The sequence below is a fragment of the Geodermatophilus sp. URMC 61 genome (assembly GCF_052931555.1).
Window position 1 is genome coordinate 1923507 of record NZ_JBRFHZ010000002.1, and the last position, 23937, is coordinate 1947443.

Annotated in this window: 20 protein-coding genes; 2 read left to right on the forward strand and 18 right to left on the reverse strand. The window is 74.9% G+C overall.

Features of this window, described 5'->3' with window-relative positions; genetic code table 11:
- Positions 1 to 38 precede the first annotated feature (38 nt).
- From ACU610_RS08860 to ACU610_RS08905, 10 genes are all read right to left on the reverse strand, one after another.
- Positions 39 to 644, reverse strand: a complete 606-nt coding sequence (locus tag ACU610_RS08860; protein WP_446767338.1) for a DivIVA domain-containing protein — start codon at positions 642 to 644, stop codon at positions 39 to 41.
- A gap of 37 nt (positions 645 to 681) precedes the next feature.
- The gene (locus tag ACU610_RS08865) at positions 682 to 1593 is read right to left on the reverse strand and encodes a hypothetical protein (protein WP_446767339.1); all 912 of its coding nucleotides are present in this window, start codon (positions 1591 to 1593) and stop codon (positions 682 to 684) included.
- A 19-nt stretch (positions 1594 to 1612) separates the two neighbouring features.
- Positions 1613 to 2836: an acyl-CoA dehydrogenase family protein gene (locus ACU610_RS08870; protein WP_446767340.1), complete on the reverse strand. Its 1224-nt coding sequence runs from the start codon at positions 2834 to 2836 to the stop codon at positions 1613 to 1615.
- Between the two features lie 55 nt (positions 2837 to 2891).
- The gene (locus ACU610_RS08875; RefSeq protein ID WP_446767341.1) at positions 2892 to 3287 is read right to left on the reverse strand and encodes a hypothetical protein; all 396 of its coding nucleotides are present in this window, start codon (positions 3285 to 3287) and stop codon (positions 2892 to 2894) included.
- Between the two features lie 33 nt (positions 3288 to 3320).
- A complete protein-coding gene (locus ACU610_RS08880; RefSeq protein WP_446767342.1) occupies positions 3321 to 4115 on the reverse strand; it encodes a lipase family alpha/beta hydrolase in 795 nt (264 codons plus the stop codon).
- Between the two features lie 43 nt (positions 4116 to 4158).
- The gene (locus ACU610_RS08885; RefSeq protein WP_446767343.1) at positions 4159 to 4389 is read right to left on the reverse strand and encodes a hypothetical protein; all 231 of its coding nucleotides are present in this window, start codon (positions 4387 to 4389) and stop codon (positions 4159 to 4161) included.
- A gap of 172 nt (positions 4390 to 4561) precedes the next feature.
- Complete coding sequence (locus tag ACU610_RS08890) at positions 4562 to 6682, reverse strand: sensor histidine kinase (protein ID WP_446767344.1); 2121 nt, start codon at positions 6680 to 6682, stop codon at positions 4562 to 4564.
- Between the two features lie 38 nt (positions 6683 to 6720).
- Positions 6721 to 8031 (reverse strand): hypothetical protein, encoded by a 1311-nt coding sequence (locus ACU610_RS08895; RefSeq protein WP_446767345.1) that lies wholly within the window; start codon positions 8029 to 8031, stop codon positions 6721 to 6723.
- A 111-nt stretch (positions 8032 to 8142) separates the two neighbouring features.
- Positions 8143 to 8808 (reverse strand): response regulator transcription factor, encoded by a 666-nt coding sequence (locus ACU610_RS08900; RefSeq protein ID WP_446767346.1) that lies wholly within the window; start codon positions 8806 to 8808, stop codon positions 8143 to 8145.
- Positions 8799 to 9437: a sensor histidine kinase gene (locus ACU610_RS08905; RefSeq protein WP_446767347.1), complete on the reverse strand. Its 639-nt coding sequence runs from the start codon at positions 9435 to 9437 to the stop codon at positions 8799 to 8801. Before ACU610_RS08905 ends, ACU610_RS08900 begins: the two co-directional genes overlap by 10 nt.
- A 199-nt stretch (positions 9438 to 9636) precedes the next feature.
- Here ACU610_RS08905 and ACU610_RS08910 point away from each other — a divergent pair, with 199 nt between their 5' ends.
- Positions 9637 to 12204 (forward strand): Hsp70 family protein, encoded by a 2568-nt coding sequence (locus ACU610_RS08910; protein WP_446767348.1) that lies wholly within the window; start codon positions 9637 to 9639, stop codon positions 12202 to 12204.
- Positions 12205 to 12219: 15 nt separating this feature from the next.
- Here the strand turns inward: ACU610_RS08910 and ACU610_RS08915 are convergent, their stop codons facing one another.
- Together ACU610_RS08915 and ACU610_RS08920 are read right to left on the reverse strand one after the other, a co-directional pair.
- The gene (locus tag ACU610_RS08915; RefSeq protein ID WP_446767349.1) at positions 12220 to 12432 is read right to left on the reverse strand and encodes a hypothetical protein; all 213 of its coding nucleotides are present in this window, start codon (positions 12430 to 12432) and stop codon (positions 12220 to 12222) included.
- A gap of 1088 nt (positions 12433 to 13520) precedes the next feature.
- Positions 13521 to 13817: a hypothetical protein gene (locus tag ACU610_RS08920; protein ID WP_446767350.1), complete on the reverse strand. Its 297-nt coding sequence runs from the start codon at positions 13815 to 13817 to the stop codon at positions 13521 to 13523.
- A 521-nt stretch (positions 13818 to 14338) separates the two neighbouring features.
- On the opposite strand from ACU610_RS08920, the gene ACU610_RS08925 reads away from it, so the two are divergent.
- The gene (locus ACU610_RS08925; protein WP_446767351.1) at positions 14339 to 14851 is read left to right on the forward strand and encodes a DinB family protein; all 513 of its coding nucleotides are present in this window, start codon (positions 14339 to 14341) and stop codon (positions 14849 to 14851) included.
- Positions 14852 to 15005: 154 nt separating this feature from the next.
- On the opposite strand, the gene ACU610_RS08930 is transcribed toward ACU610_RS08925, so the two are convergent.
- The 6 genes from ACU610_RS08930 to ACU610_RS08955 form a co-directional block, all read right to left on the reverse strand.
- On the reverse strand, positions 15006 to 17642 hold the full coding sequence (locus ACU610_RS08930) for a PEP/pyruvate-binding domain-containing protein (RefSeq protein WP_446767352.1): 2637 nt from the start codon (positions 17640 to 17642) through the stop codon (positions 15006 to 15008).
- 21 nt (positions 17643 to 17663) lie between these two features.
- Complete coding sequence (locus ACU610_RS08935) at positions 17664 to 18131, reverse strand: hypothetical protein (RefSeq protein WP_446767353.1); 468 nt, start codon at positions 18129 to 18131, stop codon at positions 17664 to 17666.
- Between the two features lie 63 nt (positions 18132 to 18194).
- Entirely contained in the window at positions 18195 to 19643 is a 1449-nt protein-coding gene (locus tag ACU610_RS08940) for a sugar porter family MFS transporter (protein ID WP_446767354.1), read from the reverse strand.
- Positions 19644 to 19716: 73 nt separating this feature from the next.
- A complete protein-coding gene (locus tag ACU610_RS08945; protein ID WP_446767355.1) occupies positions 19717 to 20661 on the reverse strand; it encodes an ROK family glucokinase in 945 nt (314 codons plus the stop codon).
- Between the two features lie 377 nt (positions 20662 to 21038).
- Positions 21039 to 22178: an acyl-CoA dehydrogenase family protein gene (locus ACU610_RS08950; protein ID WP_446767356.1), complete on the reverse strand. Its 1140-nt coding sequence runs from the start codon at positions 22176 to 22178 to the stop codon at positions 21039 to 21041.
- A gap of 23 nt (positions 22179 to 22201) precedes the next feature.
- Entirely contained in the window at positions 22202 to 23905 is a 1704-nt protein-coding gene (locus ACU610_RS08955; RefSeq protein ID WP_446767357.1) for an AMP-binding protein, read from the reverse strand.
- Positions 23906 to 23937: the final 32 nt, after the last annotated feature.

Genomic DNA, 23937 nt, shown 5'->3' on the forward strand with positions numbered 1-23937 from the left:
GACGGGTGCCTTCCGGCTCGAGGGGTGGAGGGGTGGGGTCAGCGGACGGCGGCCGTGGGCAGGGTGGTGACCACCCGCCGGACCGTGGTGCCGGTGTCCCGGCGGGACACGTCGAGGGCCCCCGGGAAGGCCCCGGCGACCGGTGGGCCGGCGGGCGTCGTCGGAGGCTGGGCGGACAGCCGCCCGTGCTCGTCGAGCCAGCTCTCCAGCTGCTCGCGGCACCGGCGCTCGGACTCTCCGAGGCGGTCGAGCTCGGCGCGCAGTCGCTGGGCGCGGGCCACCAGCTCCTCGGCCTCCGCCGACGGGCGCCGGGCGGCGGTGGCCAGGAGGTGGGTCGCCTGCGCCTGGGCGTCGGCGACGATCCCCCGCGCCTCGGCGTGCGCCCGCTCCCGGATGGCGGCGGCCTCGGCGGCGGCCTCGGCGAGCATCCGCTCGGCGGCCTGCTCGGCGTGCACGAGGGTCCGCACCGCCTGGGTGGAGGCATGGGCGTGCGCCGGCTGGGTGGGAACGGCGTCGGCGGTCCCCGCCGGGGCCGCGAGCTGCTGTTCGATCCAGTCGAGGAAGGTGTCGACCTCCTCGACGTCGTAGCCGCGGAAGACGACCCGGAACTCCTGGGCGCGGACGACGGCGGGGTCGATGGACACGGGGGCTCCTCGGGGCGGTGGTCGAGCGTCGGGCGGGTCAGGCGGCGGTGCGCTGGGTCGAACCGCGGACGGCGCCGGAGAACGCGTCGGTGGCTGCGAAGAGGTCCTCGGACGCGAGCGTGGCCTCCAGCATCTCGACCCGGCCCTCCAGCTCGGCGCGGTCGGGGACGTGCGCGACGAACGGCTTGACCTCGCCGCGCCGGGTGTAGGCCAGGTGGAGCAGGTCGTCGTCGGGCAACCAGGGCCGGGTGTCCTCGATGAGGTGCACGTCCAGGCCGGCGAGCAGCAGGTGCCGGAGGGCGACCTGCTCCTCGACGTCCCCGACGAGGACGCGGACGGCGGGTTCGAGGGCGACCAGGGTCCGGCCCGCGCCGAGCAGCAGCTCGAGGGTGACCCGCAGCCGTTGCGCCTTGTCGGTGAGCGTCCGGGAGTGCACGAACCGCTTGAGCTCTCGCACCTGGTCGCTGCGGACGCCGTCCGGGACCGGCACGGAGTCGAAGACGTCCACCCGGTGCGCTGTCTCGACGGGGAACCGGGAGCGGTCCGGGTCGCGCAGCTCCCGCGGCTCCGTGTCACCGGAGGCGGTGAGGCTGAGGTAGCCCAGCACCCGCCCGGTCCGGCTGCTGTAGGTGACCACGTGGACGTCGTCGTGGTGCAGGGACTGCAGCGGCTCGCAGAACCCGGCGCTGCGGTGCAGCGCCTCCTCGCAGGCCCAGCCCAGCTGCAGGTACTGGGCCAGCCGGAAGCCCTGCAGACCGAGCAGGTAGCGGTGCGGCAGGTGCTCGGTGGCGACCGCGACCGTCACCAGCCCGTCCCCGCGCACGGCCTCGTGCAGCAGGTCCGCCGACGGCAGGTGGTCCCGCAGGTGGCGGTGGCTGAGCCGGTCGTGCAGGGCGACGATGTCGGCGGCGTAGCGGCGGGTGGCGCCGCTGGTCGGTGTGGTGCACACGTCGTCTCTCCTCCCCGGCTCAGAAGTCGTCGTCCGCGGCGTACAGCGAGTCGGTGATCGCCAGGGCGAGCACCTCAGGCGTGCCCTCGTAGATCCGGGCGCCCAGCGCCTCGCGCAGGTACTTCTCCATCCCCCAGTCGCGGACGTAGCCGCGGGCGCCCATGAGGGACATCGCCTCCTCGGCCACCTCGACGGCGATCCGGTCGGCGAAGAGCTTCGCCACGGCGGGCTCGTAGGCGGGGGCCGGGATCTCCGTGTCGGCGAGGTGCGCGGCCCGCAGGTACAACAGCCGGGCGGCGTCGACCTTGGTCGACATCTCGGCGAGCTTGCGGGCGGTGAACTGGTGGCGGTACAGCGGGACGCCCCCCTGGATGCGCTCGCCGCACCACTGCCGGGCCAGGTCCAGGGCGCCGCGGGCCACGCCGGTGGAGATCGCGGCCACGGCGGCCCGGGCCATGTTCATCTGCTGGATGTTGATGACGACGCCGCCGCCCTCGCCGCCGATGACGTTCTCGGCGGGCACGCGGACGCCGCGGAAGGTCATCTCCGTGCCCAGGCAGGTGCGGTAGCCCATCTTGTCCGCCACCTCGCCGAGCTCGACCCCCGGCGAGTCCAGGGGGACCACGAAGCAGGTCAGCGCGCTGGCCCCGGGGTGGCCCTCGATGTTGGCGAAGACCGTGGCGTAGGCGGCGACCTTGCCGTTGGTGATGAACTTCTTGGCCCCGTCGAGGACGTAGTGGTCGCCGTCGCGGCGGGCCTGCATGACGTCGGCGGCGTACTGCGCGTTCTCCGGGATGAGCAGGTCGCAGCCGGCCAGGTCCTCGGTGATGGCGTTGCAGGCGAGCACCGGCTCGTCCCCGGAGAACAGCGGGAGGAACCGGGCCTGCAGCGTCGGGTCGCCGGACAGCAGCAGCGGGGCCTGGCCGAGCATGGTGGCGCCGAAGACCAGCGCGAAGCCCGCGTCGACCGCGGCGAGCTCCTCCAGGGCCACCGCGACGCCGAGCTCGCCGTAGCCGAGGCCGCCGTGCTGCCGGGAGATGACCAGCCGGGTGAGGCCGAGCCGGTGCCCCTCGGCCACCAGCTCCCAGTCGAAGTCGGCGGCGTCGGCGCGGTCGAGCCGCTGCACCTCGGGGCGCAGCCGCCCCTGGGCGAAGGTCCGGACGCGGTCGCGCAGGGCCTCCACGTGGGGCGGCAGGGAGGTGAACGTGGGGCCGGCGACCTCGGCGGCGGCGATGTCGAGCACGGGGGGACTCCTTCGGGTGGGGCAGGCGGGGACGTCGGGTGCGTCGAGGAGCCGCTCAGGCGGCGGTGGTCACGCCGGCGGCGGCGGCCAGGGCGGGGTAGCGGTCGAACGCCGGGCGCAGCAGCGGCACGAACTCGATGACCCTGGCCACGCTGCCCTTGATCCGGATCTTCCCGGTGGCGACCGCGATGGGCATGAGCAGCCGGCCGGTCCAGAGCGCGTCGGCGGTGTCGCAGGACATCTTGATCGCCAGCGTGGTCGGGGCGGGCGGTCCGTCGACCCGGACGCCGTCGGCGTCGACGTGGAGCTCGAAGTCGGGCTTGGTGTGCACGAAGCGCACGGACAGCGCCTCGTCGCGGATGATGGCGCGGAAGGCGCCGTCCTCGAGCAGGATCTCGAAGAGCTGCGAGAAGACCGAGACGGCCTGCTCGCGGGACGTGAAGGCGGGCATGGCGGGACCTTTCGAGGGGCAGGGCGGGCGCGGTCAGGCGGCGAGGACGGCGGGGACCTCGACGACGTCGGGGGCGTGCGGGGTGTCGCGGGTGAGCAGGTCGACGACCGAGGCCAGGAACAGCGGGGACCGGACGATCCCCAGGTGTCCGGCGCCGGGGACCAGGACGTTGGTGGCACCGAGCGAGGGGTCGTCCAGCCGCGCGGAGCGCGGACGGACGACGAGGTCGGCGTCGGCGTAGTAGGCGACCCAGCGGACGCAGCTCGTCCGCGCCCTGCGGCGCAGCTGCGCCAGCAGCGGCGAGCCGGGCCGCAGCGACGCGACGAGGGCGCCGCGCACCAGCAGCGCGGCGGGCGTCCCGCTGTGCGGGGAGGCGACGGTGACGGCGGTCCGGACGTGCGGCTCGAGCCCCAGCTCCTGCACGGCGTAGCGGACGACGACGCCCCCGAGGCTGTGCCCGACGAGGTGGACCGCGTCGGTGCCGGCGCGCTCCATCGCGGCGTGGCACTCCCGGACGAGGTTGCGCGCGATCTCGGGCACGCAGGGGGCGAAGGGGCTGTAGGTCATGGTGTGCAGGCGGGTGACACCGGCGTCCTGCAGCCGCCGCTCCAGGGGCGACCACGTCGAACGGGTGCCGCCGTAGCCGTGGACGAGCACGACGGGGGTGGTGTGCCGCGAGCCGTGCGGGCAGGTCGCCACGGGCGGGGAGAGGGGGGCCGCGTCACCCGTGGCGGGGAGCAGCGGGCGGAGCAACCGGTCGACCACCAGCCCGCGGACGGCGAGGGCGGCGTCCAGCGCCAGGGCGCTCAGTGCGGTCGCGGGGCGCATGCTTCCTCCTCACCGGGTGGGACGGGCGGTGGACTCGGGCGGGTCAGGCGGCGGGGCGCAGCGCGGCGGCCGGACGGCGGCCGGAGGAGACGACCAGCGTCAGGACGGGGGCGGTGCGGGTGCGGGCGGCCTCGCGGGCGGCGATCTGGCGGCCCAGGTGCCAGGCGGTGCAGTCGTCGCAGTACGCCAGCCAGCGGTGGGCCGTGTGCTTGTAGCAGGGCCGGGGGCCGGTGTGCACGGGGTGGGCGGTGAAGGTGCTGGTGGAGGCGGACATGACCCTCTCCTCTTCTCGAGCCGGGGCTGGGGTCCCGGTGGCTCTCTCGATGGGGAAAGGGTGTCGGCGCGCGAGCGGCGGGACGATCGAGCAGGCCCCCGGATCCGGCGCGCGGATCCCCCGTCTTCCGGGTGGGGTCCTCCCCCGGCCCGGCCGGGGGCCGGATCCCGGCTCAGCGCCGGGCGGTCGCCGCGAGCAGCCGCTCGCAGGTCTGCACGAGGGCGCCGGCGAGACGCCGGGTGACGGCCGGGGTCGCCGGGTGGGCGGCGACGCGCTGCCAGCGGGCCAGCTGTTCCGCGGCGGCCCGCGCCAGGTCCTCCGGGCCGGCGGTGGGGTCGCACCCGAGCCGGGCCCACGCCTCGACCCCGTCCGCGCCGAGGAGGACCTCGGCGGCCGCCCGCTGCTCATCGGGGACGCGCAGCTCCCCCGAGCACAGCGCGTCCAGCAGGTCGAGCTCGGCGACCTCCTGCGCGCCCGACCGGATGGCGTCGAGCTGGTAGCGCAGCGGCCGGGCGTCTCCCCGGGGCGGCGGGACCTGCAGGGTCGCGTCGAGCTCGGCGAGGGCTTCCCGGGCCCGGAGGGCCTCTGCCCTCGACAGCAACCGGCGGTCCACCAGCCGCTGGACCGCCGCCGTCCCCGCGGCGGGGTCCGCGTCGTCGGCGGGGAGGGTCACCACCGCCTGACAGCGGCGGGCCACGGCCGGAGCCGCTTCGTCGCCGCGGAGGAGCACGCCCACCGCCTGGGTCGGGCGCACTCCGGGCGGGAGGTCGACGGGCCGCTCGCCGTCGGCCACGAGGACCCAGGCGTCGGCCCCGTCGCCGGGGTCGCCGTCGTCGACCCGGCGGACGCTGCACGACGGGGTGCCGGCCGCCAGCCCCTCGGTCAGCGCGGCCACGGCGGGGACGGGCGGGCCGGCGACGGCGATCCGCAGCGGTCCGTCGAGGGTGCGGGCGAGGGCGTGCAGGCGCTCGGCCTGCGGGCTGCCGTGGTAGAGGTCCCGGGCCGAGCGCACGAGGGTCCGCACCCGGTCGAACAGCCCGGGGCCGACCGGCGTGGCGGTCGCCCTGACCGGCTCGGGAGCGGGCGCGGGCAGCGGCACCCAGCCCTCGACCGTCGTACCGCGCCCGGGTGCCGATCGGACGTGGACCTGTCCGCCGACCGTGGCGACCCGGGCGGCGACGTTGCGCATCCCCCGGCCCGGGTTGCCGGGTGCGGAGGTGAAGCCCGGCCCGTCGTCGCGCACCGCGAAGTGCAGCCGGTCGCCGTCCGCGGCCAAGCGCACGCTCACGGAGGAGCCGGGTGCGTGCTTGCGGCTGTTGTTGACCGCCTCGAGGCAGACGAAGTAGACGGCCTCCTCCACGCCGGCGGGGAAGCGCAGCCCGGCCGGTGCGTCCAGGTCGACGGGTGGGTCGTCGTGCGCGAGCTCGTCCCGGAGCGCGGCGACCAGGCCGCTGCGGGCGAGCACCGGCGAGGTGACGCCGGCGGTCGTCCGCGCCAGCAGGTCGGCGACCGCCTCGAGCTGGCGCGCGACGGAGTCCAGGCCGGCGCGGGCCTGGTCCAGCCGCCCGGTCGTGAGCCCGTGCTCCACCAGGCCGAGCGCCAGGCTGAGCGAGACGAGCTGGTGCTGGGCCCCGTCGTGCAGGTCGCGCTCGATGCGGCGGCGTTCGCTGTCGGACTCCGCGACGGCGCGGCGGCGGGCGACGGCGATCTCGGTCGCGTGCGCCAGTGCAGCCCGCAGCTGCCGCTCCAGCTCGATGCCCGTCCGCTCGGCCTGCAGGACGACCCCGAGGCTGCTGGCGACGTCGGCGAGCACCTGCCGGCGCTCCCCGGGCGTCCCGGGCACGGTCACCCGGTCGACGGCGAGCGTGCCGACGTCCTCCCCGCCGTGCCGGACGGGGACCGTCCAGCGCGCCTCGGCCGGGTCCGTCCCCGCGGGCGACCACGTGGCGACCCGGTCGCGCAGCCCGGACCGGCGCACGGTCAGCGTGCAGACCCCGGCGCCCAGCCCCTGCCCCACGGCCGCCACGACGTCGGCGAGGTCGGGCACGCCGCGGGACGCCGGCCGGGGCAGGGCCGCGAGCGCGGCCAGCACGTGGCCCCCGGTGAGGCGGGGGGCGGCGTCCAGCCGCGCGGTGAGCCGCCGGGCCCACGCGTACGCCGGCAGCGCCGTCGCCGCGGCCACCACGGGGGCCGCGACCGCCGCCGCCGTCGTGCCCGCGAGCCGGCCGACGCCGGCGCCCACGGCCAGGTGGACGCTGCCGACGACGACGGTGACCAGGAGGGCGGTCAGCACGCCGGCGAGGAGGGTCCTGCCCTGAGGGCGTCCAGGGCTCACCGGACCGCGACCTCCGTCCCGGCGGTCTCCACGACGACGGGCTCCACCCGGTCGGGCAGCCAGGCGCGGAGGACGAGTCCGCCGGCAGCGGGGACCTCGAGCTCGATCCCCCCGCCGAGCGCGGCGAGCCGGTCGGCGTCGTCGGCCAGCAGCTCCACCAGGTGCGCCGCGGCGACGGGCGGAGCCGGGTCCTCGACCCGCAGCGCGATCCGGCCGGCGGCGTGCTCCAGCTCCACCAGCAGGGCCGTGTCGGCGGCCCGGCCGGCCAGCGCCCGGACCGCGGTCGCCGCGACGTAGTAGATGCCCGACTCCAGCTCCCACGGCAGCCGCTCGGCCGTGCCGCCGCTGGTGCGCACTGGCCGGGGCAGGTCGGCGACCACCTCGTCGAGCGCGGCGGCCGGTCCCTGGTCACGCAACACGGCGGGGTACACGCCGCGGGCCACGGCGCGGAACCGCTCGAGCAGCTCGTCGAGCCGCTCCCGGGCGCGGGTGAGCCCGGTGCGCGCCGCGTCGGGGCCGGCTCCGTCGTCCTCCAGGGCGGCCCGGGCCGCCGCCACCTCGGCGCGCAGCTCCTCCAGCCGGTCCCCCGTCGCGTACGCCAGTTCGGCGACCAGCCGGCGCCGCTCGGAGTCTCGGGCGGAGGCCAGCCGGTGCCGCGAGGCGTGCAGCTCCGCGGCGAGGGCGGCGGCGCGCTGCACCCGCTCGGCGAGCTCGGCGTTGAGGGCGGCGACCCGCAGCACCAGCGCGGCACCGCCTGCGACGTCCTGCATGACCTGCCGGTCGGCGGCGGTGACCGCCGACGGCTTGCGGATGGCCAGCACGGCGCGCAGCACCGTCCCGTCGAGGACGGGGACGGCGGAGTCGGTGTCCGGGCGGGCCAGCAGGGCGGCGAGGTCGGGCACGCTCTCCTCCTCGGCCCCGATCGCCGGTGGGTGCACCGCGGCCGTCATGAGGCGCGCGCCGACGGCGAGCCAGACGACGGCGCGGGAGGCCCCGGTGGCCTCGGCCACGACCCGCGCCAGGCCGGGCAGGGCCTGGTCCAGCGAGCCGGACTGCCCGCGCCGGGCCGCCTCCGCGAGTGCGGCGTACCGGGTCGCCCCGGCGCGGCTGGCGGGGTCGGGGAGGAACCGGGGCAGCAGGGCCTGCAGGCCGGCGGCGACCACGGCAGCGGCGGCGAAGGACAGCAGCGCGGTGGGCACCGCGACCCCGGCCGCCCGCGTGCCCTGGACGACGGCGGCCAGCACGACGGCCACCCCGGCGACGACCAGCAGGCCGCGTGCGGCACGGGTGCGGGTCGCCCGGGCCATGCACACCACCGACCCCTCGGCCGCGGAACCGGACGGTCCCGCGCCGGCCACGCTAGGCGGGCTCCGGGTGCGGGCCAAGGCTGGTGCGCGCGGGTCGGTGCGCCGAGGGGGTCAGGCCCGGTCGTGCTGGGACCGCAGGTAGGTGAGGACGGCGAGCACCCGGCGGTGGTGCTCGCTGCCGTCCTCCTGGAGGCCGAGCTTGCTGAAGATGTTGGCGATGTGCTTCTCGACCGCCTTGGGGGTGACGAACAGCTGGGCGGCGATGCCGGTGTTGGACCGCCCCTCGGCCATCAGCCGGAGCACGTCGAGCTCCCGCGGCGACAGGGTGTCGACCACTTCCTTGCGGTCCCCGCGCGGGCGCTCGACCAGCCGCTTGGCCAGCACCGGCTCGATGACGATCTCCCCGGCGGCGATCCGCCCGAGGGTGTCGGTGAGGACCTCGACGCTGCCGACCTTCTCCTTGAGCCGGTAGCCGACCGCCTCGGTGCCGATCTCGAGGATGCGCATGAGGTAGTGCGACTCGGCGTAGTGGGACAGGAAGAGCAGTCCCATGTCCGGGTGCAGGGCCCGCAGCCGCTCGGCGGTGACCAGGCCGCCGTCGGGCTCCGGGGGCATCCGGATGTCGAGGATCGCCACGTCCGCGTCCACGCCGCCGAGCAGTTCGACCAGCGCGTCGCCGTCGGCGACGCAGCCCACGACCTCGTGCCCGGCCGCCTGCAGCAGCATGAGCAGCCCCTCGCGGAACAGGGCACCGTCCTCGGCCAGCGCTACCCGCACGGGATCCTCACCTCGATCGTCCCTCCCTCGGGCCCCCCGGCCGTGGTGACCACGCCCCCGAGTCCGCAGACCTGGTCGAGGACGAGGGGGGCCAGCCGGGGCGGCACCCCGGAGATCACGAGCACGAGCGCGTCGTCCGCACAGCGGGCGGTCACCTCGACCGGTGGCGCCCCGGGCGGGAGGGCGGCCAGGCAGCCGGTGACCGCGAAGTACGCGGCGCCCTCGACGGCCGGGCCGTACCGCTCCGGCCCCACGTCGACGCAGACGGCGACGTCGAGGTGCTCGGCGTGGTCGCGGAGCGCCGGTCCGAGGCCGGCCTCGTCGAGCACCGGCGGGTAGATCGCCCGGGCGATCTCGCGGAGCTCCTGGAGCACGGTGTGCAACTGGTCCTGCACGCCCTCGATGGAGGCGTCGAGGTCCGGCTGGGCCTCGGGCACCCGGGTGCGGACGACGCCGAGCTGCGGGACGAGCGCGGAGATGCGCAGCGAGGCGCCGTCGTGCAGCTGTCGCTGCAGGCTCAGTCGCCGCTGCCAGTGCTCCCGCTCGGCCCGGCAGGTCAGCGGGCGGTCGGCAGCGGTGTCAGGTGCACGCGTGGGATCGTCCGCGGGCGGGGCCGGATCGGACGTCATGCGGCGATCGTCCCGGCCGGGACGGCACGACGGGAGGGTGCGGCCCCTACCCAGTGGTGGGGTTGTCCCCCGGTCCGTGTTGGGCGCGCCGGGGTGGCGCAGCAGGTCGTTGCCACCTCGCTGCAGCGGGTGCCTACTTCCCCCGGCGAGCCGAGCCGTGCCGCGGGGCCACGGGCCCCGGCCACGTCCGGGAGGTGCTGTGACCTACTGCCTCGGGGTCGACCTCGGGACCACGTTCGTGGCAGCCGCGACGGCCCACGGCCAGAGCCTCGAGATGGCCGCTCTGGGCGACCGCTCGACGGTCATGCCGGCCGCGGTCTACCTGCGCGACGACGACGTGCTCGTCACCGGCGACGCCGCCGCGCGGCGGGCGGTGAGCCACCCCGACCGGGTCGCCACGGAGATCAAGCGCAGGCTGGGCGACCCGACACCGCTGCTGCTGGGCGGGACGTCGCACGCGGTGACCGACCTGCTCGGCGCGCTCCTGCAGGAGGTCCTGGCCCGGGTGAGCGCCGAGCGGGGCGCCCCGCCCGACGAGGTGGTGCTGACCCACCCGGCCAACTGGGGCCCGTTCCGGCGCGAGCTGTTCGAGGAGGTGCCCCGCTTCGCCGGGCTGTCCACGGCTCTCACCGTCACCGAGCCCGAGGCCGCCGCGGCCTACTACGCGGCCACCCGCCGCCTCGGGGAGGGCGACGTGATCGCCGTCTACGACCTCGGGGGCGGCACCTTCGACGCGACGGTCCTCCAGCGCACCGCCGACGGCATCGAGATCCTCGGCTCCCCGGAGGGCATCGAGCGGCTGGGCGGGGCCGACTTCGACGAGGCCGTCCTCGCCTTCGTCAACCACGCGACCGGCGGCGCGCTGTCCGAGCTCGACCTCGGTGACACGCAGACCGTCGTCGCCCTGGCCCGGCTGCGCCAGGACTGCGTCCTGGCCAAGGAGGCGCTCTCCCTCGACACCGAGGCGACCATCCCGGTTTTCCTCCCCGGCCGGCACCTCGACGTGCGGATCACCCGCGCGGAGTTCGAGGACATGATCCGGGCGCCGGTGGAGTCGACGATCGGCACGCTGGGCCGCGCTCTGCGGACGGCGGACGTGGCACCGGACCGGCTGTCGGCCGTGCTCCTCATCGGGGGCTCCTCCCGGATCCCGCTGGTCGGGCAGATGATCTCGCGCGAGCTGGGGCGCCCGACCGTGGTCGACGCCCACCCGAAGCACTCCGTCGCCCTGGGGGCGGCGATCCTCGCGCAGGCCCACACCGGCCTGGACGCGGCGCCCACCGCGGTCGCCCCGCCGGCCGAGGGGCACGTGGCTCCCCCGAGCGGGGCGGTCACCCTTCCCGTGCCCCCGCCCCGGACGGCGACCACGGCACCGGAGACCCGGACCGAGGCAGCCGTCGGTGCCCCGCCACGACCGGCCCCCGGTGGTGGCCTTCCGGTCGACACCGGTCCCCCGGTGCCCCAGGCGCCCGGTCGCGGGAACGGTGCACCTCCTGTCGGCAGCCCGATCTCGAGCCCCGGCGCACCGGGCCGGGCGGGGCCGGGCGGACCGGGCGCGACGGGCCCGGGCTGGCACGGGCCGGCGGGCCCCGCGGGTCCGACGGGCCCGGTGCGTCCGACGGACGGTGTCCCCGCTGGGGAGCCGGACGGGTCCCGCCGCCGCGCGGTGCTGTCCGGTGCCGCGGCGCTGCTGGTGGTGGTCCTCGGCGTCGTCCTCGCCATCGTCCTGCTGCGCGACGACGCCCCCGTCCCCGCGGCGCAGGAGGAGAACGCCGGGGCGCCCGCGCCCGCGCCCGAGCACGACCACGACGCGCCCGCGCCCGGACCGTCCGCCCCTCCTCAGCAGCCCGCCACGGCCGTACCGATCCCCGCCATCGGTGACGGGATCGACGTCGGCGCGACGCCGGGCTTCGTCGCCGTCTCGCCCAACGGCCGGCAGCTCTACGTCGCCAACCGGAACGCGGGTGTGGTGACCGTGGTGGACACCGCCGTGGACGCCGTCACCGCGACGATCCCCGTCCCGGCCGGGCCGCCGCAGTTCCTCTCCTTCGCCCCCGACGGCAGCCGGCTCTACGTCAGCGTGTTCAACGACGAGCGCACCATCGCCGCCGTGGCCGTGATCGACACCGCCGACAACGAGGTGATCGCGACGATCCCCGTGCGCACGCGGCCCTACCTCGGTGCGGTGACCCCGGACGGGAAGCGGCTGTTCGTGCCCAACCACGACTCCGGTTCCATCTCGGTGATCGACACGGCGACCAACGAGGTGACCGACGAGGTGCAGGTGCCCCCGAACCCGCACTGGATCGAGTTCACCGCGGACGGGTCGCGGGCCTACGTGGCCAACCACGAGTCCAACGTCGTCACCCAGCTGGACCCCGCGACCCTCGAGGTCGTCGCCTCGATCCCGGTGGAGGTCAGCCCGCACAGCGTGGCGATCCACCCGACCCGGCCGCTGCTGGCCAACGTCAACTACGACTCGGCGTCGGTGACCATGATCGACACGAACACCAACCAGGTCGTCGCCAGGATCGACGTCGGGAACAACCCCCAGGACGTCACCTGGTCGGCCGACGGCCGCTTCCTCTACGTGGCCACCGTGACCGCGGACGCCGTGGCGGTGATCAACGCCGAGACGTTCGCGGTGACCGCGCGGCTGCCGGTCGGTGACGGGCCGACGTCGGTGGCGGTGCTGCCCGACGGCAGCCGGGCCTACGTCAGCGTGCTCAACTCCGCACGACTCGTCCGCCTCGACCTGACGGGCTGAGCCGGCACGTCCCGCTCAGGCGGCGATCCGCGCCTCGAGGTACATGTCCAGGACGGCGTCGATGCGGGCGGCGCACTCGGCGACCTCCGCCCGGTGCGCCGGGGTGTCCTTCCGCTGCTGCTGGGCGCGGGCCTCGGCCCACTCGCAGCTGGCCAGCGCGAAGTCGTCCTCGAGCACGCTGCGCAGGCCGGCGGTGGTCGGGGTGGCGGTGATCGTGGCGGTGGTCATCGTCGGCTCCTCGGCAGTCGGGCTCCTTCTGGGAAGCAGCCTGTCGCTTCCCCGGTCGCCGGACGATCGAGGCAACCCCCGACTCCGGCGGGCGGATCCCCCGTTCTCCGGGTGGGGCTGTCCCCCTCCGGTGGGAACCAGGGTGGGCGCGCACCCTCGCAGCGCACTGTCGCCGCCCTGACACGGGGACGGCGCCCGGTGACAGCACCGCTCGACAGCGTGCAGGCGGCGCCCCGGGGGAGGGGTCGGCCCGGGCACGCCGCTCGCGCACGGACCTCGACCACCTGGACCTCGGTGTGCGCGACGCCGCCGCCTGCCGGGACTCCTACCAGCGCAACCTCGGCTTCCGCTCGACGTTCGAGGCCGGGGGCGGGTACTCCGTGCGCAACGACGACGGTTCCTCCTCGCGCTGCCCCCGGCTGCGGTGCACCGACCCCTCCCGGACGGCTCACCCATCGGGTTCGGGCTGCGTGACGAGGACGCGGTCCCCGGCCTGCACCGAGCGCTGGCCCCCGCCGGTGTGCGCATCACCGCGGTCGAGGACCTCCGGCCCGGCGAGGCCACGTGTCGTTCCGGTGCTGGGATCCCGCGGCACCGAGGTGGAGGTGTTCTGGCGGACGCCGTGACGGCGGCGGCCACCTTCGAGCCTGTTCAGAAGGGGGGCTCGTCCACTGTCCAGTCGTCTGGGTTCTGGTGCTTCATGTCTTCGTCGAACAGAGTCGCGTGGAGATAGAGCGGATCTCCTGTGTGGGTCACTGACTGCAAAATCCTCCGGACCCAGGCATTGAAAGTGTTCGTCGTCCGGGGTGTGATAGCACCCTCAAAGTCTTCTTTCTCGAGTCGGCCAGCGGAAGCGGCCCGGGCGACAATTTGCCTACTACATTTCCCATCATCGTTCCGGGCCTCGACCTGAGCAGTTGACGGGCCGGCCACCATCTCCGTCCGCAGGGCAGTGATTTGATCCAGAACCTGCGTCAGGACCTGCGCTTGGGGGTCGATGCTCGTTTGAACCGCCCTGAAGCTTTCAGCACCCTTCAACGGTGTCTCGACGCGCGTGGGATCGGCCGCTGCGAAGTTTGCGGAACTCTTCAGGGCCTTCTTTGCCCCTCAACGCTGTCGAGGTCTTGGATGTCGTATGTGATGACCCGCATGTCCCTGATGTCAAAGGGGACGTGATGCGCTTCGCTTTGAAGATGAACAGTCGACTTGTCGTAACCGTGAGCAATTGCAAGCTCATAGAAGACGTTGGCATTGCCGCCGCTGATATCCGCAACGATCAATTCTGCACTAAGGATATTGCTGATCATCTGAGGTGTGATGGCTCCGGGATTACTGTCGTCGTCTGCTCGGTAGACTGCATATTCAGGCTCCAGTGCTGCTCGCACAATATGCCTTAGGACTTTGTCCGCCTGGACGCACACCGTGCTGCCTCTCTCCCCGATCGGAGAAACGACGAAGCAACGACGACTCGGGCTTGACATCGCCACCATCCCCCCTGGTCGAGACCGTCAGGCTCCCATGACCTGACATGGCTCTGCCGCGCGACCGGGAGGACGGAGTCCAGTCGAGACCTGTCGCTGGTCTTTGAGCGACCTACGCCTGTAGCTGACGATGTCGGGCGCTACTGCCGCTGGGGAAGTGGGTCGAACCGACCTGTGCAGTCCGCTTGACTCTGGAAGCTCGAAGACCTCCTCGCAGGTGTACACCCGTTCGTCGTGACGACCCTGGACCAGCCCCAGGGGGCGCGGGTGTCGCGCTGAGGACGGGCCCATCGCACGTGGCTGCGCGCCGCCACCAGGAGAGCGGCCGCCCGATGAGCCGCCTACCGACACCGCTGTCCGTCACATCCGGCACTCCTGCCCCTAGCGTCGGCACCGACCCCCCGAGGCCGACGGAAGGCGATCCGATGACCGGTCCCACCACCCTCACCCGCGAGCGGGCCGACCTGCTCGAGTCGCTGCGGCGGCACCGGTCCTTCTTGCGGTTCACCGTCCGCGGTCTGACCGACGAGCAGGCGCTGCGGCGGCCGACCGTCAGCGCGCTCAACCTGGCCGGGCTGATCAAGCACGTGGCGGCCACGGAAGCAGAATGGGTACGGTTCGCCGAGGGCGGGGCTGAGGCGATGCACCGCAACTGGGGCCCCGATGCTCTGACCCGGCACTGGCATCTCGCGCCTGGGGAGACGCTGGCAGGCGTGCTGGCCGACTACGAGGCGGTCGCGCGGCACACCGATGACCTCGTCGCCACCCTGCCCGACCTGGACGCCGAGCACGCCCTGCCGGAGGCACCGTGGTTCGAGCCGGGCGCCCGCTGGTCGGCCCGGCGGGTGTTCCTGCACGTCATCGCAGAGACCGCTCAGCACGCCGGCCACGCCGACATCCTGCGGGAATCGATCGACGGTCAGAAGACGATGGGCTGACCCGGCGCTGCGAGCCGTTCACGCCGTACCGCGTCAGGTAGCGCCACCTGTGCCGACACCGAGGAGGCCGAGGAAGACCACCCGGCCGCCCCGCCCGGCACCGGGCAACGGCCATGTGTCGACCATCGCCCCACCGGCCTGGGTCTCGGTGACCTCAGCCGGGCATCTCCCCGGTGGTGACCACGCCGCGGGTGCCGTCGACGGTGACCTCCTCGCCGGTGGTGATGCGGCTGGTCGCCCCGGGAACGCCGACCACCGCCGGGATCCCGTACTCGCGGGCGACGACGGCACCGTGGGAGTTGGCCCCGCCCATCTCCATGACCAGCCCGCCGGCGGTGAGGAACAGCGGGGTCCACCCGGGGTCGGTGGAGGGCGCGACGAGCACCTCGCCGGGGACCAGCTGCGCGCCCGTCGGCTCCAGCACGACGCGGGCCCGGCCGGTCACCGTCCCAGCCGACGCCGCGGTGCCCACGAGCGCTCCGTCCGCAACGACCGAGCCGGACGCCACCGCCTCGGGCTCGGTGCCGTCGCTGAGCAGCACCCGGGGTACGTGCCGCCGGCCCATCTCGCGCTCGTGGTCGGCCCGCCGCCCGGCGACCACCTCGTGCAGCGGTCGAGCGGCGGACACCGCGTCCCGCACCTCGGGAAGCGACAGGAAGAACACGTCGTCGGCCCGCGCGAGGACGCCGGTCGCCACGAGGTCCGCGCCGATCGAGGCCAGCAGCGCGCGCACCCGACCCAGCACCAGCACGATGTCGTACTTGGGGAGCTCCCGGAGGCCGGCGAGCTGGCGGGCCCGGTCCAGGGAGAACCCGACCGCCGCGCCGCGGAGCCGCCCCCGCTGCCGGGCACGGGCGGTCAGCGTCGCCACCATGTCCTCGGCCTCCGCCGCCGAGCGCGCGAAGACGGCGTCCGGCGCCCGCGCCGGGTCGTCGAGTTGGAGGTAATTGGCCAGCACGCCGAGCAGGTGCGCCGGGTCCTCCGCCCAGCGGGGCACGCCGACGTCGATCTCGGCCACGGCACGGAACCCGGAGCGGGCCAGGAAGAGCCGCAGCCCGCGCTGCAGGACCTCGGGCAGCGCGTCGTCCCGGTACCGGTCGGCCAGCTCACCCGCCGTACCCGACCGCAGCGCCTCGGCCGACGCCGGGTCCGCCCGCACCGCGGTCGCCAGCCGCCACAGCTCCAGGTCCATCTCCGTCGTGACGTTGTGCGGCAGCCCCCGCAGGACCGTCGCGAGGTCTCCCGGGTGGGCGTCGTCCCCCAGCAGCTTCGCGGCCAGGCCGAGCGCGGCGAACCCCGCCGCGACCGGAGGCAGCACCCGCGGGACCACCGTCGGCATCGCGCCGCCGAGCAGCCCGAGGACGGCGTCCAGCCGCTCCCCCACCGGCGCGGCGTCCCCCGGCAGCGGGCGCCCGCGGAGCCGCGCCCCGACGCGGTCGAGCCGACGGCGGGCCGCGGCCGGCCGGGCCAGGGCCTGCCCGACCTGCAGCGGAACGCCGAAGCGCACCGCCAGCCGGGTCAGCCGCCGCACCACCGGCAGCCACGAGGAGTGCACGACCGACAGCCGCGGATCGTCGAACAGGCCGCGCAGGACGACGGCCGAGCGCGCCTCCATGACGTCGAGCACCCGGGGGAAGTACGCGCGCCCGGCCCTGCTGCGCACGATCGGCGTGATGTCGAAGAACAGCCGCCCGGCGGCCTCCTGCACGCCGGGCGGGCCGGCCACCGGGTCGGCCGGCGGCCGACCCGCGAGGCGCAGCACCGACCGAGCCATCACGCGGAAGGCCGAGATCCCCATCGGGGTGAGCGGACGGGTCAGACCCTGCGCCAGGCTGGCGCAGAACCAGACGCGCAGGCCGTCGTCCGGGGACGGGCGCTCCGGGACGGGGAAGAGGGTCGTCACCGGGCGGGCCTGGGTGAGCCACAGCGTCCCGGCCCCGTCGATGGCCCACTCGGTGTCCTGCGGTCGCCCGTAGTGCTCCTGCACACGGGCACCGAGCAGCGCCAGTTCCCGGAGCTGCCCGTCGGTGAGGCAGGCGTCGCGCCCGCCGCCCACCCGGCGCTCGAGCACGGCGCCGGTCGGGCTGTCGAGCAGGACGTGGTCGGGGTCGACCGCGCCGCTCACGACCGCCTCCCCGAGCCCCGGCGCGGCGTCGACGACCGTCTCGGTCCGCCGTCCGGTGACCGGGTTGACCGTGAACATCACGCCGGCGACCGCGGCGTCGACCATCCGCTGCACGACGACCGCCAGCCGGGTCCCGGCGGAGTCGATGCCGTTCCGCTCCCGGTAGACCACGGCGCGCTCGGTCCACAGCGAGGCCCAGCAGCGGTGCACCGCGTCGAGGACGTCGTCCTCCCCCACGACGTCCAGGTAGGTGTCCTGCTGGCCGGCGAAGCTGGCGAACGGCAGGTCCTCGGCCGTGGCCGAGGACCGGACCGCGACCGGCACCGACTCCCCCAGCCCGGCGTAGGCGTCCGCGACCGCCCCGGCCACGGACGGCGGCATGGGCGTGGCCAGGATCCGCTCCCGCGCCGCCCGGGCCAGCTCGGCCGCGGGCAGGGCCGGCCCGTCGAGCAGGTCCGCGAGACCGGCCGCGGCCGCCAGCTCGGCGTAGGCGCCGGTGGTCACGCAGAAGCCGTCGGGGACCGGGAACCCTGCTCCGATCAGCTCACCGAGGTTGGCCGCCTTGCCGCCGGCCAGGGCGAGGTCCCCGGCGTCGAGGTCCCGCAGGGGGACGACGACCGGGTGCCGGCCGGTGCCGGTCGTGGTCGGCTGGGCTGCCGTGTCCATGGCGCCGGCCCTCCCTCCGGGTCAGCCGCGGGCCACCACCGTCGTCACCGGCAGGCCGAACCGGCGCTGGATCTGGTCGGGGACGCCGGAGCCCAGCCAGCGCGACACCCGCGTGGGCAGCGTCGCGACGACGACCTCGTCGAACTGGCGGGTGGCGAGGGCGTCCGCGACGGCGTCCACCGGGTCGGCCGGCCCGAGCGAGCCCTCGGCCGTGGCGCCCAGCTCGGCCAACTCGGCCAGCACGTCCTGCAGCCGACCCTGGGCCTCCTCGGTCGCCTCCTCGTCGGTCGCCGGCCCGCCGTAGCCGGTGGCGAGGGCCGGCATGGGCACGAGACCGCCCGCCGCGGGGACGACGTGGTAGTGCGCCGCCGCGGTGTTCGGGACCACCACGTAGAAGGAGCACTCCCCCGCCTTCACGCGGCGGTCGAGCTCCCTCCTCAGCTCGGCCCCGCCGATGGTCTGGTTCGCGACGACGAGCACCCTGCGCATGGGACCGCCCTCCTGTCCGATCGACCTGCCCACGGCGTCCCCCGGGGGACGCCGTCCCGGCACTCACGCCCGGGCCTGGGAATGCATGTCCTCCAGCTCCTTGCCCTTGGTCTCCTGCACCCAGCGCAGCACGAAGACGAACGACAGCACCGCGCACACGGTGTAGAAGCCGTAGGCCAGCCCGAGGGACGCGTCGCTCAGCACCGGGAAGCTCACCGTGATCAGCCAGTTGGCCACCCACTGGCCGCCGGCGGCGAAGGCCAGCGCCGCGGCGCGGATCCGGTTGGGGAACTTCTCGCCGAGCAGGACCCACACCACCGGCCCCCAGGACATGCCGAACGCCACGACGAACAGGTTCGCCGCGACCAGCGCGATCGGCCCGGTCGCACCCGAGAGCACCGGGTTGCCCTCGGCGTCCAGCGGCGCGGTCCCGAAGATGAAGGCCAGGGTGCCGAGCGTGACGGCCATCCCCACCGAGCCGATGAGCAGCAGTGGCCGCCGACCGAAGCGGTCGACCGTGGCGATCGCGATCAGGGTGGTCGCGATGTTCACCACCGACGTGATCACGGTGATGACGAAGGCGTCGGCCTCGCTGAAGCCGACGGCCTCCCACAGGACGTTCGAGTAGTAGAAGATCACGTTGATCCCGACGAACTGCTGGAAGACCGACAGGCCCAGGCCCACCCAGACGATCGGCAGCAGCCCGCTCCGTGGCGCGCGCAGGTCGGCCCAGGAGGGCGGCTTCTCGCGCTCCATCGTCTCCCGGATCCGGTTGATCTTGATGTCGAGACCGCGTTCGCCGAGCAGGGTGCTCAGGATCCGCCGCGCCTCGGGGATCCGGTGCGTGGCGATGAGGTAGCGCGGCGACTCGGGGATGGTCATGGTCAGCAGGCCGTAGGCCACGGCCGGGACGGCCATGGCGAGGAACATCCACCGCCACGCCTCCCAGCCGAACCAGAACGGCTCGCGCGATCCCCCGGCCGCGGCCGCGAAGGCGAAGTCGACCAGCAGGGAGAGGAAGATGCCGCTGACGATGGCGAGCTGCTGCAGCGAGCCGAGCCGGCCCCGGATCCGCGCCGGGGCGACCTCCGCGATGTAGGCCGGGGCGATGACCGAGGCCACGCCGACGCCGATGCCGCCGACGATGCGGCCGATGATCAGGACGATCAGGTTGGGCGCGAACCCGGTGACCAGGGCGCTGACGAAGAACAGCACCGCGGCGACCTTCATGGTGAACAGCCGGCCGAAGCGGTCGGCGAACCGACCGGCGGTCAGGGCCCCGGCCGCGGCGCCGAGGAGGGCCGAGGCGACGGCGAAGCCGAGCGGGCCCGGTGCCACGTCGAACCGGTCCTCCACCGCGGCGACGGCGCCGTTGATGACCGCGCTGTCGTAGCCGAACAGGAACCCGCCGAGCGCGGCCACCGACGCGATGCGTACCGCGCTGCGGCCACTCCCGGTGTCGGTCTCGTCGTAGATGGACGCCTGCTCGCTGAACGAACCGTGCTCACTCATCTGATCCCCTCCGCCGTGCCCTGGTCGCTGCCACGTCCCGTGCTCCCCGGCCACCCGCCGGGCACCGTGCTCCTCACCGGCGCCGCGCCAGGTCGGCGGCGCCGACGATCCCGGCCTCGGGGCCGAACTCGGCGAGCCGGACGGCCGGCACCTGCCGGTACGCACGCGCCGTGATCCGCTCCTGCAACGACCGCTCTGCCGGCTCGCGCAGCAGCTCCCCGGCGGCGGAGACCCCGCCGCCGAGGACGAACACCTCCGGGTCCAGGACCGCGGTGAGGGCGGCCATGCCCTGACCGAGCCAGGTGCCGATCACCCGGAACGCCTCGAGCGCCGCCTCGTCCCCGTCCTGGGCCGCACGCGTGACGTGCAGCCCGGTGATCGCCTCCGGCCGGCCACCGGCCAGCTCCAGCAACCGACCGGCGATGGCCGGCGAGACCGTGGCGAGCTCCTGGGCCTCGAGGATCAGCGCCCGGCCGCTGGCGTAGCGCTCCCAGCAGCCGCGGCCGCCGCAGCCGCACCGCCGTCCGCCCGGCTCCACCGTCACGTGCCCGAACTCCGCGGCGATGCCCTGCCGCCCCCGGTACAGCTCCCCGCCGGTCACCAGGCCGCCGCCGAGGCCGGTCCCGACCGTGAGGACGACGAGGTACTGCTCCCTCCGCCCGGCGCCGAAGCGGGCCTCGGCCCAGGCCGCCGCGTTGGCGTCGTTCTCCACGACGACCGGCAACCCGCACCGCTTCTCGACGTTCACGCGCAGCGGCTCGTCGCGCCAGGCCAGGTTGGGCGCGAAGACCACGGTGGACCGGGCGGCATCGACGAACCCGGCCGCGCCGATGCCGACGGCCTCGACCTCGTGCGAGGCCTGCAGCTCCCGCACGACGTCGGCGATGATCTCCTCGATCCTGCCCGGGTCGTGCGACGGGGTGTCGCGCCGGGCGCTGGCGACGATGCCGCCCTGCTCGTCGACCAGGCCGGCGGCGACCTTCGTGCCGCCGATGTCCACGCCGATCGTGAGCCCCACGGTCCACCTCCTGGCGCTGCGGACGCCGGGGTCCGGTCCGCCCCGTGCGTCGATGTCGCCCAGGTCCGCCGGGTTCCGCGCGGGGCGGGTCGCTCGGCGCGGGCACGCTGGGAGAGGACGGGCGGCTGCCGCGGCGCCGGGACGGCGGCGCGGGCGTGGCAGGAGGCGGACAGGACCCTCGTGCCGAGCCGGCCGGGCTCTCCAGGGCACCCCGCGCTCAGGTCATCGCCCCCCAGCACGGGACCTGCGCCGCCGGCTGCTCAGCGGCTTGTGACACCGGTCTCACCAGGCGCGACGAGACTAGCCGTCTCCCCGGGCCGCGGACAGTCCATCGGGTCCGTCGGGGCCGGTCCTCGCGGCGGGAGCCGGCCGAGCGGTCAGCGGGCGAGCTGGCGGCTGATCACCAGGCGCTGGATCTGGTTGGTGCCCTCGAAGATCTGCATGACCTTGGCCTCGCGCATGTAGCGCTCGACCGGGAAGTCGCGGGTGTAGCCGTACCCGCCGAGCACCTGGACGGCGTCGGTGGTCACCCGCATCGCCGCGTCGGTGGCGACCAGCTTGGCCACCGACGCCTGCCGGCTGTAGGGACGACCGGCGTCGCGGCGGCGGGCGGCGTCGAGGTAGGTGGCCCGCGCGGTGTCGACGGCGGCGGCCATGTCCGCCAGCAGGAAGCCCAGCCCCTGGTGGTCGATGATCCGGCGGCCGAACGTGCTGCGCTCGTGCGCGTAGTCGACCGCGGTGTCCAGGGCCGCCTGCGCCAGGCCGGTGGCGACCGCGGCGATGCCGAGGCGTCCGGAGTCCAGCGCGGAGAAGGCGATCGGCAGCCCCTGCCCCTCGGCACCGATGAGCCGGTCGGCCTCGATCAGCGCGCCGTCCCAGTTGGCCATCGTGGTCGGGATGGCGTGCAGGCCCATCTTCTCCTCGGGCCGGCCGAACGACAGCCCCTCGACCCGGCCCGGCGCGAGGAAGCAGGAGATGCCCCGGGCACCCTCGCCGGTGCGGGCGAACAGCGCGTAGAAGTCGGCCTTGCCGCCGTGGGTGATCCACGCCTTGGTGCCGGTCACCCGGTACCCGGCGTCGGTCCTCTCGGCCCGGCAGGTCAGCGCCGCGGCGTCCGACCCGGCCTGCGGCTCGGACAGCGAGTAGCCGCCGATCAGCTCCCCGGCCAGCATCCGCGGCAGCCAGCGTTCCTGCTGCTCCGGGGTGCCGAACGTGGCCAGCGGGTGGCAGGACAACCCGTGCACCGACACCGCCACGGCCACCGCCGCCCAGCGCGCGCCGAGCTCCTCGAGCACCTGCAGGTACACCTCGTAGGGCTGCGCTCCCCCGCCGAGCTCCTCGGGGTAGGGCAGGCCGAGCAGCCCCAGCCCGCCCAGGGTCGCGAACAGCCCCTCGGGATAGGTCTCGTTCCGCTCGTGCTCGTCCACCCGGGTCGCCAGCTCCTTGTCCGCGACCTCGCGGACGAGATCGAGCAGGTCCTCGGCCTCGTCGCTGGGCAGCATGCGGTCGACGGTCACGGCGGGTCCCTCCTGGGGTCGGTTCAGCTCTTGAGCTCGGGGAACTGGTCGTCGCGCCACTCGACGCCCGAGCGCGTGTCGCCGGTGGCGAGCTCCTCCTCGCGGGCGCGCAGCTCGACCCGACGGATCTTCCCCGAGATGGTCTTGGGCAGCTCCGCGAACTCGATCCGGCGCACCCGCTGGTAGGGGTTGAGCCGCTCGCGGGCGTACCGCAGCACCGACAGCGCCGTCTCCTCGGTCGGCTCGTGTCCCGGGGCCAGCGTGACGTAGGCCTTCGGCACCGCGAGCCGCAGGGCGTCGGGCGCGGGGACGACGGCGGCCTCCGCGACCGCCGGGTGCTCGATGAGGACCGACTCCAGCTCGAACGGGCTGATCTTGTAGTCGCTGGCCTTGAAGACGTCGTCGGTGCGCCCGATGTAGGTGATGTAGCCGTCGGCGTCGACGCTGGCGACGTCCCCGGTGTGGTAGTACCCGCCGGCCTTCGCCTCGGCGTCGCGCTCGGGGTCGCCCTGGTAGCCGGTCATCAGCGGGAGCGCGTGCTGCGCGAGGTCCAGGCAGATCTCCCCCTCCCCCGGCCCCTCGACGGGACGGCCGCCGACCGGGTCGACCAGCACCACCGGCACCCCCGGCAGCGGGCGCCCCATGGAGCCGGGCCGGACCTCCGAGCCGGGGGTGTTGCCGACCTGGGCGGTCGTCTCGGTCTGGCCGTAGCCGTCGCGGATGGTCAGGTCCCAGGCGCGGCGGACCTGCTCGATGACCTCGGGGTTGAGCGGCTCGCCGGCGGCGAGGACCTCCCGCAGCGCACCCGGCCCGCCGGAGAGGTCGGCGTTGACGAGCATCCGCCAGACCGTCGGCGGTGCGCAGAAGGTGGTCACACCGTGCTCGCGGATCAGCCCCAGCAGCGTGGTGGGGTCGAAGCGGCGGTAGTCGTGCACCAGCACGGTGGCCTCGGCGATCCACGGGGCGAAGAAGCAGGACCAGGCGTGCTTGGCCCACCCCGGCGAGGAGATGTTGAGGTGCACGTCGCCGGGCTGCAGGCCCAGCCAGTACACCGTCGACAGGTGCCCGACCGGGTAGGAGACCTGCGTGTGCTCCACCAGCTTGGGGCGCGACGTCGTCCCCGAGGTGAAGTACAGCAGCAGCGGGTCGCCGGGCGCGGTCCCCGGGTGCTCGAGCGGCGCGTGCTCGAGGTCGGCGGCCGCCCGCAGGTCGGCCCAGCCCTCGGCCGGGCCCACGCTCAGCCGGGTGTAGTCCCCGGGGACCTCGTCGAACTTCCCGACGTCGGCGGCGTTGCAGACGACGTGCCGGGCCCCCCCGCGGGTGATCCGGTCGGTCAGGTCGGCGGGGCCGACCGCCGTGGTGGTCGGCATGATCACCGCCCCGAGCTTCATCACGGCCAGCATCGACTCCCACAGCTCGACCTGGTTGCCGAGCATGAGCAGCACCGGGTCGCCCCTGCGCACGCCGCGACCGGCCAGCCAGGCGGCGAGCTGGTCGGAGCGCCGCGCCATCTCGTCGAAGGAGCGCCGGGTCGTCGTCCCGTCCTCGGCGACGAGCACCAGGGCGGGGCGGTCGTTGCCCCGTGCGACGGCGTCGAACCAGTCGACCGCCCAGTTGAACCGCTCCCCCAGCTCGGGCCAGCGGAACTCGGCGACCGCCGTCTCGTGCCGGCCGCGCAGCGCCAGCAGCTGGTCCCGGCTGGCCCGGTAGGCCTCGGCGACGTCCATCGGGGTGTCCTCCCTCTGCGTGGGCGAGCGCG